Source organism: Streptomyces sp. B1866, assembly GCF_031932565.1.
GTDB lineage: Bacteria > Actinomycetota > Actinomycetes > Streptomycetales > Streptomycetaceae > Streptomyces.
In genome coordinates, this window is record NZ_JAVSCF010000199.1 from 1 (window position 1) to 12,132 (window position 12,132).

At 72.4% G+C, this 12,132-nt stretch carries 11 protein-coding genes, 1 other RNA gene and 1 pseudogene; 1 reads left to right on the plus strand and 12 read right to left on the minus strand.

Translation table 11 applies throughout. The features are described from left to right. Positions 1–65 precede the first annotated feature (65 nt). From RKE29_RS22230 to ftsE, 10 genes and pseudogenes are all read right to left on the minus strand, one after another. Entirely contained in the window at positions 66–668 is a 603-nt protein-coding gene (locus RKE29_RS22230) for an ABATE domain-containing protein (RefSeq protein ID WP_312007315.1), read from the minus strand. Between the two features lie 346 nt (positions 669–1,014). Continuing rightward, positions 1,015–2,208 (minus strand): uroporphyrinogen-III synthase, encoded by a 1,194-nt coding sequence (locus RKE29_RS22235; RefSeq protein ID WP_312007316.1) that lies wholly within the window; start codon positions 2,206–2,208, stop codon positions 1,015–1,017. 117 nt (positions 2,209–2,325) lie between these two features. Then, positions 2,326–3,711 carry a nitrate/nitrite transporter gene (locus RKE29_RS22240; RefSeq protein ID WP_312007317.1) on the minus strand — a complete coding sequence of 462 codons (1,386 nt, stop codon included), beginning with the start codon at positions 3,709–3,711 and terminating at the stop codon, positions 2,326–2,328. Between the two features lie 149 nt (positions 3,712–3,860). After that, entirely contained in the window at positions 3,861–4,178 is a 318-nt protein-coding gene (locus tag RKE29_RS22245; protein WP_369016049.1) for a type II toxin-antitoxin system PemK/MazF family toxin, read from the minus strand. Further along, the gene (locus RKE29_RS22250) at positions 4,175–4,375 is read right to left on the minus strand and encodes a hypothetical protein (protein WP_312007318.1); all 201 of its coding nucleotides are present in this window, start codon (positions 4,373–4,375) and stop codon (positions 4,175–4,177) included. The genes RKE29_RS22245 and RKE29_RS22250 overlap by 4 nt, the downstream gene beginning before the upstream one ends. Positions 4,376–4,830: 455 nt before the next feature. Further along, positions 4,831–5,200, minus strand: a transfer-messenger RNA (tmRNA) gene (ssrA, locus tag RKE29_RS22255). Between the two features lie 184 nt (positions 5,201–5,384). Further along, complete coding sequence (smpB, locus tag RKE29_RS22260; RefSeq protein ID WP_312007319.1) at positions 5,385–5,864, minus strand: SsrA-binding protein SmpB; 480 nt, start codon at positions 5,862–5,864, stop codon at positions 5,385–5,387. An 18-nt stretch (positions 5,865–5,882) separates the two neighbouring features. After that, positions 5,883–7,174, minus strand: a pseudogene (locus tag RKE29_RS22265) (S41 family peptidase). A 68-nt stretch (positions 7,175–7,242) separates the two neighbouring features. Then, positions 7,243–8,154 carry a permease-like cell division protein FtsX gene (gene ftsX, locus RKE29_RS22270; RefSeq protein WP_312007320.1) on the minus strand — a complete coding sequence of 304 codons (912 nt, stop codon included), beginning with the start codon at positions 8,152–8,154 and terminating at the stop codon, positions 7,243–7,245. Positions 8,155–8,163: 9 nt separating this feature from the next. Next, a complete protein-coding gene (gene ftsE / locus RKE29_RS22275; protein ID WP_312007321.1) occupies positions 8,164–8,853 on the minus strand; it encodes a cell division ATP-binding protein FtsE in 690 nt (229 codons plus the stop codon). 438 nt (positions 8,854–9,291) lie between these two features. Here ftsE and RKE29_RS22280 point away from each other — a divergent pair, with 438 nt between their 5' ends. After that, complete coding sequence (locus RKE29_RS22280) at positions 9,292–9,480, plus strand: hypothetical protein (RefSeq protein ID WP_312007323.1); 189 nt, start codon at positions 9,292–9,294, stop codon at positions 9,478–9,480. Positions 9,481–9,626: 146 nt separating this feature from the next. On the opposite strand, the gene RKE29_RS22285 is transcribed toward RKE29_RS22280, so the two are convergent. Then, on the minus strand, positions 9,627–10,289 hold the full coding sequence (locus RKE29_RS22285; RefSeq protein ID WP_312007324.1) for an LPXTG cell wall anchor domain-containing protein: 663 nt from the start codon (positions 10,287–10,289) through the stop codon (positions 9,627–9,629). 539 nt (positions 10,290–10,828) lie between these two features. Beyond that, positions 10,829–11,935, minus strand: coding sequence for a peptide chain release factor 2 (prfB, locus tag RKE29_RS22290; protein WP_312007326.1), 1,107 nt, complete (start codon positions 11,933–11,935; stop codon positions 10,829–10,831). Positions 11,936–12,132: the final 197 nt, after the last annotated feature.

Consider the following 12,132-nt stretch of genomic DNA (forward strand, 5'->3'; position numbering starts at 1 on the left):
CGGGCCGGTGGCAGCCGACCGGACGGTGCGCCGGGCCCGGGCCCGGCGCCCGCGCGGGCGCCGGGTCAGGAGCCGGCCGCGGTGGCCACCGCGCGCCTGCGGTGCCGGGCGACGCGCTCCCGGTTGCCGCAGATCTCGCTGGAGCACCAGCGCCTGCGCCGCCCGCGCGAGGTGTCGAGGTAGACCAGCGAGCAGGTCTCCCCCGCGCACTGCCGCAGCTGCCCGCGCGCCACCGGGTCGGTGAGCAGGTCCACGGCGTCGCGGGCGACCTGCCCGAGCAGGGCTCCGCAGTCGGGCGCGGCGGCCAGCTCGCGTACGAGCGTGCCGTCGGCGGACCGCTCGGCCCGTACGGCCGGGGGCGCGGTCGTCGCCAGCGCGTTCACCCGTTCGAGGTCGGCGCGGGCGGCACGGCCCGCCACCTCGGTGTGGACGACGCGGTGCAGCAGGTCGCGGGCCGCGTGGAAGCGGGTGAGCCAGCCGCGGTCGACCGCGTCGAGGGCGGTCCCGCTGGGCACCAGACCGGCGCCGACGAGCCATTCCTTGAGCCGGTCGACCCCGTCCAGCCGCTCGACGGGCGCCTCGCCGAGCCGCCCGTCGACCGTGGCCACCAGATCCAGGCAGACCCGCCCGCAGTCGAACCGCAGGTCGCGCGGGGCCGACGCAGCCATGCCGCCGCCACTCCTTCGTGTCCTTCGCGACCCGCGCGACCCGCGCGCGCCACTCCCCTCCGCGCCCCGCGCGCACGGCGGCGGCCCCGGCGCCTGCCGGGGCCCTGAGGGCCTGCCGCGGGGAACCTTCCGCCGGACCTTTCGGAGATCTTCAGGATCTTCCGCAAGTACGTCCACCTATCAGGGTGCCCCGCGCGGGCCGGGACCGTAACCCCGTCTTACGGACAGCCCGCATACGGACAGCCCGGAACCGGCGGCGGCACGCGGCGGCCGGGACGCGGGGGCCCGCCGGGCCGGGCCCGCCGGGGCGGGCGTGCGCCGGGCGCGCGCCGGGGCGCCGAGGGCGTCACACGCCGCCGTACTTGGTGTCCGCGGCCGGGTCGAGGGCCAGCCGGTAGCCGCGCTTGACGACGGTCTGTATGAGCTTCGGCGAGCCGAGCGCGGTGCGCAGCCGGGCCATCGCCGTCTCGACGGCGTGCTCGTCGCGGCCCGCCCCGGGCAGCGCGCGCAGCAGGTCGGCGCGTGGCACCACCCAGCCGGGCCGGCGGGCCAGGGCACGCAGCAGCGCCATGCCGGCCGGGGGTACGGTGCGCAGCTCGCCGTCGACCAGCACGGCGTGCCCGCGTATCTCCACCCGCCGCCCGGCCAGCGGCAGCGGCCGCACCCGGCCCGGCAGCTCGGTGGACAGCAGCTGCACCAGCGGGCCGAGCCGGAACCGCTCGGGCTGGCTGGTGGGCACGTCGTGCGCCTCCAGCGGCAGGGCCGTGACCGGGCCCACGCAGGCGGGCAGCACGTCGTGCCGCAGCGCGTCCAGCACCTCGCTGAGGACGCCGCGCCGCTCGGCCCGGTCCAGCAGGCTGGCGGCGGCGGGCGCGCTGGTGAAGGTCACCGCGTCCAGGGAGCGGGCGACGACCGCGTCGAGCAGCCGGTCGACGGGGCCGATGTCCTCGGGCGGCAGCCACCGGTAGACGGGCACGCCGATGACCGCGGCGCCGCCGGCCCGCAGCGACTCCACGAAGCCGGGCAGCGGCTCGCCGTGCAGCTGGACGGCGATGCGGCGGCCGCACACGCCCTCCTCCAGCAGCCGGTCCAGCACCTCGGCCATCGACTCGGAGGCGGGCGACCAGTCCTCGGTGAGCCCGGCGGCCCGGATGGCGCCGCGCACCTTGGGGCCGCGGGCCAGCAGTTCCACGCCGCGCAGCCGCTCCAGCAGGCCCTCGCCCAGGCCCCAGCCGTCGGCGGCCTCCACCCAGCCGCGGAAGCCTATGGCGGTGGTGGCGACGACCACGTCGGGAGCGTTGTCGATCAGCTGCTTGGTGGCCGCCAGCAGCTCGGTGTCGTCCGGTAGCGGCACGATGCGCAGCGCCGGGGCGTGCATGACCGCGGCGCCGCGGCGCCGTAGCAGGGCGCCGAGCTCGTCCGCGCGGCGCGCGGCGGTGACGCCCACGGTGAACCCGGCCAGCGGCCCGATGGGGCCGGGCTTCCGCCCGGGCCCGCTGCCCTGTGCCTGCGCTGCCTGATCTGCTTGCTGTCCCTGCATGGCTCTCGTTCCGGTCCGCACCCGGTGGGATGCCGCGACTGTCATGCGGAGACCGAGCCTGCCAACCACTGGTGACAGGCCCGGTTCCCTGTTGTTTCCCTGGTGTTACAGCCGCGCTCAGACCTCGGCGTAGCTCAGTTCGGGCTGAGCCTGGCCGGTGCCGCTCTCCGTGGCCTGCGCCGACTGCGCCGGCTTGCGGAGGTATACGGCCCAGGTGACCAGGAAGCACAGGCCGTAGAAGGCGAGGAAGGAGTAGAAGGCCGGCGTGCCGGAGTGGGCGTTGAGGAACGACTGGCGGAAGGCCAGGTTGATGCCCAGGCCGCCGAGGGCGCCGACGGCCCCGATGAGCCCCATGGAAGCGCCGGACAGCCGCCGCCCGTAGGCCGCCGCCTCCTCGCCGGTCAGGCCCTGCGCCAGCGCCTTGTTGTGGAAGATGCCGGGGATCATCTTGTACGTCGAGCCGTTGCCGAGGCCGCTGAGGACGAACAGCGCGATGAAGCCGACGAGGAAGATCGCCAGGGAGTCCTGGGAGTTGGCGTAGACGACCACCAGGGTGGCGGCGGCCATGGCCAGGAAGTTGAACAGGGTGATCTTCGCACCGCCGAACCTGTCGGCCAGCCAGCCGCCGACGGGCCGGATCAGGGAGCCGAGCAGCGGGCCGATGAAGGTGATCTGCGCGGCCTCCAGCGGCGTACGGCCGAACTGGTTCACCAGCACCAGGCCGAAGGCGAAGCTGTAGCCGATGAACGAGCCGAAGGTGCCGATGTACAGCAGCGACATGATCCAGGTGTGCGGCTGCTTCACCGCCGCCACGGCCGCGCCGGTGTCGTTGCTGAGGTTCGCGATGTTGTCCATGAACAGCGCGGACAGCAGGGCCGCGACCACGATCAGCGGGATGTAGACGCCCAGCACGATGCGCGGGTGGGTGGCCCCGGCGGTGCTGATGACCAGCAGGCCGATCAGCTGGATAGCGGGCACGCCGATGTTGCCGCCGCCGGCGTTGAGACCCAGCGCCCAGCCCTTCCGCCGCAGCGGGTAGAAGGCGTTGATGTTGGTCATGGAGGAGGCGAAGTTGCCGCCGCCGACGCCGGTGAGCGCTCCGACCAGCAGGAAGGTGCCGTACGAGGTGCCCGGGTGGATCACGAACGCGGCGGTGATCGTCGGCACCAGCAGCAGCAGCGCGCTGATGATCGTCCAGTTACGGCCACCGAAGCGTGCCACGGCGAAGGTATACGGAACGCGCAGGAGCCCGCCTACCAGGGTCGGCATGCAGACCAGGTAGAACTTGTCGGCCGGGTCCACGCCGTACTCCGGCCCCATGAACAGGACCATGACCGACCACAGGCTCCAGACGGAGAAGCCGATGTGCTCGGAGAGGACGGAGAAGAACAGGTTGCGGTTGGCGATCTTCTCGCCCTTCTCACGCCAGAAGGTCTCGTCCTCCGGGTCCCACTGCTCGATCCAGCGGCCCCCTTTGCGCGCGGCGGTGGTCGGGGCAGTCATGATGCCTCCACATGTGCTGATCGGGTGTCGTCGCCTGACCGTAGGGAGGACTCGTTACCGGCCCATGGCGGCAGGTGACGCCGACGAAACCTTGCTCTCACCCGTCTGGGCGGGGCGTGGTGAGGGCCGGGGGAGGTGCCTGGGGCTCCTCAGAGCCCGAGGTAGCGGCGTACGGCGTGCTCCACCTCGGCCAGCTCCGCGCGGTCGAGGTAGTGAACCGGATCACCGTGCACGTACGTGGTGTCGACCGCGCGCATCTGGTCCACGAGCAGTCGCGTCAGGGTCCCGGCGACCTCCAGCTCGGGCCGGAAGACGGCCGGCTGGGCGCTGGTGGACGTGGGGATGACGGTGGCCACAGTCCAGGGCATCGACGCGGGGCTCATCACCAGCCCGTACCGGCGACCGCGCTGCTCGTGTCCCCGCTTGGCCTCGCCGAAATCCACCCGGTAGACGGCGCCGCGGATCACCAGGCGTCCGCTTCGGCGGACAGCTCCTCACCCGCCAGGCGCTCCGCGTCGGCACGGGCCTGTGTCAGCCACCCCTCGCGCTCCAGCAGGCGCAGTGCGCGGCGGATCACATCGCTGGTGCCCTCGCCCTCCCGCATCGCCGTCTTGATGATCCGCACGTCCTCTTCGGTGGGCCGGAAACCTATTGTCGACGCCATGCATCAAGGCTAACCCCCGCATGACAGTCGTGCAACAAATGTTGTACAGGTGGGACACAGGCCCGCCTCGCGAGGCACCAGCAGACACGAAGGCGAGGCGGTCCGCGCGGTCCGCGGGCGCACCTCGCCTGTCGCCCAAGGGGGTGCGGGTGGCGAAGCCCCCGCCACGCGAGGCGCAGCCGAGCACAAACAACGAAGGCGAGGCGGTCCGCGCGGTCCGCGGGCGCACCTCGCCTGTCGCCCAAGGGGGTGCGGGTGGCGAAGCCCCCGCCACGCGAGGCGCAGCCGAGCACAAACAACGAAGGCGAGGCGGTCCGCGCGGTCCGCGGGCGCACCTCGCCTGTCGCCCAAGGGGGTGCGGGTGGCGAAGCCCCCGCCACGCGAGGCGCAGCCGAGCACAAACAACGAAGGCGAGATGGCCCGCGCTGTCCGCGGGCGCACCTCGCCTGTCGTCTTCGTGGAGATGGCGGGAATCGAACCCGCGTCCAACGGTGCGGAATCAGGGCTTCTCCGAGCGCAGTCCGCTTCGCTTTTCTCGGCCCCGGAGATCACGCGGACAAGTCTCCGACGGGCTCAGCCACTGTGAGGTTTCCCACCGGCCCCCGTGGCCGGAGCCGGTGGTGGAGTCCCCTTAATGATGCCAGACACCGGGTCGGGAACAGCCCCGGGCTGACACTTCACGCCTCGCTACTCAGGCAGCGAGGCGGAAGGAATCGCGCTTGTTGTTGGCGATTATTGGTTTCGGCATGTGGTTAACGAGATCATTGCCGCTTCCTCGGCTCGCTTCCCCTGCTTCGACAGCCGCTGTCGAAACCGATCATCCCCCTGTGCACTTTTCAAGGTGTGCCGCGCCCTGCCGGGCGCTCCCCCATCGTACGGGATCAACGCCGTACGGGGCCACGTCATTCCGCGTACGGCGCGGTGTGGCCCACATCCGCGCGCCCCACCCGCGGCCGGGGCCGGCGGCGACGCGCCCCGGGGCGGCGCGTGAGGCGCCGGACCGGCCGGCTCAGGACCGTTGGCGCCGCCGCGCCGCCGCCACGGCGCGGTCCGCCTCGCGGCGGTCCTGTTTCTCCCGCAGCGTCGCCCGCTTGTCGTACTCCTTCTTGCCCTTCGCCAGCGCGACCTCGACCTTGGCCCGGCCGTCCTTGAAGTACAGCGCGAGCGGCACGAGCGTGTGCCCGGTCTCCTGGCTGCGGGAGTCCAGCTTGTCGATCTCGGCCCGGTGCAGCAGCAGCTTGCGCTTGCGCCGCGCCGCGTGGTTCGTCCACGTGCCCTGGCTGTATTCGGGAATGTGCACGTTGTACAGCCACGCCTCGCCGCCGTCGATCTGCGCGAAGCCGTCCACCAGCGAGGCCCTGCCCTGCCGGAGCGACTTCACCTCGGTGCCGGTGAGCACCAGACCGCACTCATACGTGTCGAGGATGTGGTAGTCGTGCCGCGCCTTCTTGTTCTGCGCGATCAGCTTGCGTCCCGTCTCTTTCGCCATAGCGACGCCATTCTCGCACTACGAGCCGGCTCCCAGGCCACTCAATACCGTCCGGGCCCGCTTCTCGGCCGCCTGGTCGCCGCCGCCGGGGACCTCCAGGTCCGGGGTGATGCCCGCGCCGTCCACGCCGCGCCCGGCCGGGGTCGTGTAGTGGCCGACGGTCAGCTCGGCGACCGAGCCGTCCGGCAGCCGGCGCGGCATCTGCACGGACCCCTTGCCGAAGGTCCGCGAGCCGACCACGACCGCCCGGCCCCGGTCCTGGAGGGCCCCGGCCAGCAGTTCCGCGGCGCTCATGGTGCCGCCGTCGACGAGGACGACCAGCGGCGTGCCGGTGTCGCCGCCGGGCGGCGCGTCCAGCACCCGCTGCCGGCCCCGCTCGTCGTACGTGGCCACCAGGCCGCCGTCCAGGAACGCGGACGCGGCGGTGACGGCCTCGGCGACCAGGCCGCCGGAGTTGCCGCGCAGGTCCAGCAGGATGCCGTCGCCCCGGCGGGTGGCGCGCGCGGCGCGGCGCACCTGCGCGCCCGCGCCCCGGGTGAAGGACTCGACCCTGATGCGCACGGCGCCGGGCAGCCGCTCGACGGTGACCGGCCGGGTGGCCAGCCTGGCCCGGACCAGCGTGCGCCGCCACTGCCGGCCGCCGCGCTCCAGTCCGAGCGTCACGCGCGTGCCCACGGCCGGGCGGCCGCCCGCGGCGTCGCCGCGCAGCATCGCGACGACCTCGGTGACCGGGCGGCCCGTGACCGGCGTGCCGTCGATGGCGACGAGCCGGTCGCCGGCCCGCACCCCGGCCCGGCGCGCGGGGCTGCCCGCCCGGACGGCCTCGACCTCNCGATGGCGACGAGCCGGTCGCCGGCCCGCACCCCGGCCCGGCGCGCGGGGCTGCCCGCCCGGACGGCCTCGACCTCGATGCGGCCGCCGCGGCCCTGCCGGGCCGAGACGCCCACGCCCACGTACCAGCCTTCGAGGCGGCCGCGGAAGCCCTCGTACTCGTCGGCGCTGTAGACCGCGCCCCACCGGTCGCCGCTGCGGCTGACCACCTCGCGGGCGGCCTGCGCCCCGGACTTGCCGTCCTCCTCGGCGGACGCGGCCGCCTCCGCCACCGTACGGCCGTCGACCGTACGGCCGGCCGCGGCGCCGGGGCCTGCCGCGCGGAGCGTCCCGCGGGCGGCGTCCGGGCCGCCGGGGCCCGGGCCGTCGCCCCACGATCCGGCGGCGGCGCCGGTCGCCAGGACGCCGGCGAAGACCAATGTCAGGGCCGCCCCTCGGCGTACGCGGCGGGGCCGGATGAACAAACAGACGCCCGACATGCGGGTGAGTCTAGGCCACCACCCGGCGGCGCACGGCCCGTTGGCCCTACGTCACCCGTGGGACTACGTCACACCTTGAGGTACTTGCGCAGCGCCAGGAACGCGGCGACGGCGGGCATCAGCAGCCCGATGGCCAGCACCACCGGCAGCTTGGCCAGCACCGACTCCCAGCCGATGAACCGAATGACGTCGATGCGCTCCGCCAGCCAGTTGTTGACGAGGAAATACTGGCCGCTGACGAGCAGTACGCACGCCAGGCCCGCGCCCAGCAGGCCCGCGATGGCCGCCTCCATGATGAACGGCATCTGGATGTAGAAGCTGGACGCGCCCACCAGCCGCATGATCCCGGTCTCCCGGCGGCGGCTGAAGGCGGACACGCGCACCGTGTTGACGATGAGCATCAGCGCCACCACCAGCATGAGGGCCATCACGCCCAGCGCCGCGTAGTTCATGCCGTTGAGGAGGTTGAACAGCGGTCCGACGAGCTTCTTCTGGTCCTGCACCGACTGCACGCCGGGCCGGGCGGCGAAGGCCGTGGTCAGCACCTCGTACTGGTTGGGGTCCTTCAGCTTGACCCGGAAGGACTCCTGCATCTGGTCCGCGGTGATGGACTCGGCCAGCGGCGAGTCGCTGAACTGCTCCTTGTAGTGCGCGTACGCCTCGTCGGTGTTCTCGAACTGCACGCTCTGGACGAGGGTCATCTGCTTCAGCTCGGCGCGGATCTCGTCCTTCTGCGCCGGGGTGGCCGCACCCTTGGCGCAGTTGGGCGAGGTCTCCTTGTCGTTCTTGCTGCACAGGAAGATGGAGACGTTGACCTTGTCGTACCAGTAGCCCTTCATGGTGCTCACCTGCTCGCGCATGAGCAGGGACCCGCCGAGCAGGGCGAGCGACAGGGCCACGGAGACGATCACCGCGAAGGTCATCGTAAGGTTGCGCCGGAGACCCACGCCGATCTCCGACAGGACGAACTGGGCGCGCATGGCGTCCTTTCAGTGCTGGTAGCCGTACACGCCGCGGGACTGGTCGCGGACGAGACGGCCCTTTTCAAGTTCGATCACGCGCTTGCGCATCTGGTCCACGATCTGCTGGTCGTGGGTGGCCATGACCACCGTGGTCCCGGTCCGGTTGATCCGGTCCAGCAGCTTCATGATCCCGACGGAGGTCTGCGGGTCGAGGTTTCCGGTGGGCTCGTCGGCGATCAGCAGCAGCGGCCGGTTGACGAAGGCGCGCGCGATGGCCACGCGCTGCTGCTCACCGCCGGACAGCTCACCGGGCCTGCGGTCCTGCTTGCCGCCGAGCCCCACCAGCTCCAGCACCTCGGGGACGGTCTTGCGGATGGCGTGCCGCGGCTTGCCGATGACCTCCAGGGCGAAGGCGACGTTCTCCCCGACCGTCTTGTTGGGCAGCAGCCGGAAGTCCTGGAAGACGGTGCCCAACTGGCGGCGCATCTGCGGCACCTTCCAGTTCGACAGCCGTGCCAGGTCCTTGCCGAGCACGTGCACCGAGCCGTGCGTGGCACGCTCCTCCCGCAGCAGCAGCCGCAGGAAGGTGGACTTGCCCGACCCCGAGGAGCCCACCAGGAAGACGAACTCGCCCTTCTCGATCTCCAGCGACACGTCTTTGAGCGCGGGACGGTTCTGCTTGGGGTAGGTCTTGGAAACGCTGTCGAATCGGATCACTGGTGCACCACGGTCGACCTGGGTAGGAGTTGCGGGCGGCCGCCGGAACGACTCCCGCCGATGTGCGTGACCATACGCGAACGGCGCGGCGACGCGCAGTCGCCATCCGGGCATGGTGCGTTTATTCACGGCTCCGCCGGGGACAAACCGGTGACAACCTGGCCGTCGGTCCGCCGCGGGCCGCACCGGGTCCGCCCGTTTCACGGCCTCTGGTCGCCGCCGGGCGGCACGTGCGGCGCCGCCGGGGGGCGCGTGCGGTGTCACGGATTCGCCCCGGACCCGTACGGAACGGGCGACGAAGCCCGGTGCGGGCCCCTCGGGGCACGCGCCGCGGGGGTGAAAGCTGGCACAGTGGAGGGGGAACAGACGACGTTCCCGAAGCGTTGGCCTCGTGTCCACGTGTCGAACCGTGGCGCCACCGTCCGAGGAGGAGAGCGCATGACGTACGACAGGCTCGTCTGCGCCAACTGCGCGAGCCCCGTCAGCGAGGGCCGCTGCCCGGTCTGCCGGGCCAGCAAGGAGCGCCTTCAGCAGGACGGAGCGTTCTCCGGGCTGACCCCGGCCGCCCTGATAGCGCTGCTGCTGGCACTGGTCGCGGTGGCGCTGCTCGCCCACCAGGTCGTGTAGCCGCCCGACAGGATCGGGTGTGGCAGGTCCGGCGCCGGAGCGCGGGCGGCGGGAGTGTACGTACGGGCGAGGGGCCCGGAGCCGGCGTGTGCGCCGCCGGCTCCGGGCCCCTCGTCTCGTCCTTGCCCTCAGGGCGGTTCGGCCGCTCAGGCCGCCTTGTCCCGGCCGGCCGCCAGGCGCGGCAGGAAGCGGAAGCCGATGCCGCCCGCGATCATCGTCGCGGCGCCGACCAGCAGGTAGGCCGTCTCGGCGGCGCCGGTGTGGGCCAGCTCCTCCTTGGACTTGCCCTGCTGGACGGGCTTGCTGCCCGCCGCGTCCGTGCCGGTGTTGTCCTCGCAGTCGGTGCTGTCCAGGTCCACCGTGCAGGTGCCCGAGTCGCCGCCGCCGGTGCCGGGGGCGGCGCTGCTCGGCGCGACCGTCGGCGTTCCGGTGGGCGCGGGGCCCGTGGTCGGCGTGCCGGTCGGGGGCTTGGTGGGCGGCTTGGTCGACGGGGTGCCCGGCGGGATCGTCGGGATCGTCGGGGACGGCGGCGGAGTCGTCGGCGGCTCGACGGTCGGCGGCGCGCTCGTGGGCGGCGCGCTGGTGACCGGCGGGCCGGTCGGGATGGTGGTCGACGGGTCGTCCGTGGTGTTGATGTGCACACCCGCGTCCAGGCCGTCCCGGTCCACGTTCGCCGAGACTCCGACCCCCCCGATGCCGACGTCCACACCCACGGCCGAGGCGGCGCCGGCGGCTGCGAGCGAGGCGCCGGCGACCATCACCGTGCCGGTCGCTATCCGCGCGAACCGCAGCCGCGTCTTCTTGGTCATCTGACTGCTACCCCCAGTAGCTGTACGTCAACGGAGCAGCCATGCACGGGGCTACGGACGGCTCGGGAACCCGGCCTGGGCCGCGACGCTTCACGCGGCGGCCCGCGAGCTCACCCATTCACGCGAGCCCCAGTCATGCGCATGCCGCGCGTCAGCTTTCCCAGTTTTGACAGGGCCGTCAAGGTCGTTGAGGGCGGTATGCCCGCTATGAAGGCGCTTGCGGGGGGCAAGGACAGCGAAAATGTGAGGAGATTACTTCTCCCGCGGACCTGCGGAGGAGACTACTTCTCCTGCTGCTTGCGCCAGCGCACGCCCGCTTCGAGACTGCGCCCATCGTTCCTCTCGCAGGGCGCCCGCACGAACCGAGTCACTTCTCCTGCTGCTTGCGCCAGCGCACGCCCGCTTCGAGACTGCGCCCATCGTTCCTCTCGCAGGGCGCCCGCACGAACCGAGTCACTTCTCCTGCTGCTTGCGCCAGCGCACGCCCGCTTCGAGACTGCGCCCATCGTTCCTCTCGCAGGGCGCCCGCACGAACCGAGTCACTTCTCCTGCTGCTTGCGCCAGCGCACGCCCGCTTCGAGGAATCCGTCGATGTCCCCGTCCAGGACCGCCTGGGGGTTGCCGACCTCGTGCTCGGTGCGCAGGTCCTTGACCATCTGGTACGGGTGCAGGACGTACGAACGCATCTGGTTGCCCCAGGAGTTGCCGCCGTCGCCCTTGAGCGCGTCCATCTTGGCCTGCTCCTCCTGGCGGCGGCGCTCAAGGAGCTTGGCCTGGAGGACGTTCATGGCGGTGGCCTTGTTCTGGATCTGCGAGCGCTCGTTCTGGCAGGACACCACGATGCCGGTCGGCAGGTGCGTCAGGCGCACCGCCGAGTCGGTCGTGTTCACGCCCTGGCCGCCCGGGCCCGAGGAGCGGTAGACGTCGACGCGCAGCTCCGTCTCGTCGATCTCGATGTGGTCGGTCTGCTCGACCACGGGCAGCACCTCGACGCCCGCGAAGGACGTCTGGCGGCGGCCCTGGTTGTCGAAGGGCGAGATGCGCACGAGGCGGTGCGTGCCCTGCTCGACGGAGAGCGTGCCGTACGCGTACGGGGCCTGGACGGCGAAGGTGGTGGACTTGATGCCCGCCTCTTCTGCGTACGACGTCTCGTAAACCTCGGTCTTGTAGCCGTGCCGCTCGGCCCAGCGCAGGTACATCCGCTGAAGCTGCTCGGCGAAGTCCGCGGCGTCGATGCCGCCGGCCTCGGCGCGGATGTTGACGACGGCCTCGCGCGCGTCGTACTCGCCGGACAGGAGGGTGCGTACCTCCATCTCGTCGACGGCCTTGCGCACGGCGTCCAGCTCGGCGACGGCCTCGGCGCGGGCCTCGGCGTCGTCCTCGGCGTCGGCGAGCTCGAAGAGCACCTGGAGGTCGTCGATGCGGCCGCGCAGCTCCTCGGTCTTGCGCAGCTGGCCCTGAAGGTAGGAGAGCCGACTGGTGACCTTCTGCGCGTTCTCCGGGTCGTCCCACAGGGACGGAGCGGCGGCCCGCTCTTCGAGCTCGGCGATGTCGGCCCTCATCGCGTCGAGGTCCAGGACGGCCTCGATCGACTCCATGGTCGAGGAGAGGGACTTCAGCTCTTCGGAAACATCCACGACTGCCACGCCCCCAGCGTAACCGCTGCCGAACCCGTCCCACCCCGGTCGCCGCGGTGAGGCCGGGCAGCGCGCGCCGGGCCCGGCCCCGGGCCCTCCTGAGGCGCGCGGGGCCGCGCGGCCTGCGACGGCGCCGGCGGGCCGCCTCGGGCCCCGCCGGGCCGTAGCAGAGCGTTCCGGGGCCGCGTCAGGGCGTGCCGGGGTCC

Coding starts and splice junctions, on each gene's coding strand:
- RKE29_RS22250 (WP_312007318.1), bottom strand. CDS start 4,375: ATGGCGTCGACAATAGGTTTCCGGCCCACCGAAGAGGACGTGCGGATC.
- RKE29_RS22235 (WP_312007316.1), bottom strand. CDS start 2,208: ATGCAGGGACAGCAAGCAGATCAGGCAGCGCAGGCACAGGGCAGCGGG.
- RKE29_RS22285 (WP_312007324.1), bottom strand. CDS start 10,289: ATGACCAAGAAGACGCGGCTGCGGTTCGCGCGGATAGCGACCGGCACG.
- ftsX (WP_312007320.1), bottom strand. CDS start 8,154: ATGCGCGCCCAGTTCGTCCTGTCGGAGATCGGCGTGGGTCTCCGGCGC.
- RKE29_RS22280 (WP_312007323.1), top strand. CDS start 9,292: ATGACGTACGACAGGCTCGTCTGCGCCAACTGCGCGAGCCCCGTCAGC.
- RKE29_RS22230 (WP_312007315.1), bottom strand. CDS start 668: ATGGCTGCGTCGGCCCCGCGCGACCTGCGGTTCGACTGCGGGCGGGTC.
- smpB (WP_312007319.1), bottom strand. CDS start 5,864: ATGGCGAAAGAGACGGGACGCAAGCTGATCGCGCAGAACAAGAAGGCG.
- RKE29_RS22240 (WP_312007317.1), bottom strand. CDS start 3,711: ATGACTGCCCCGACCACCGCCGCGCGCAAAGGGGGCCGCTGGATCGAG.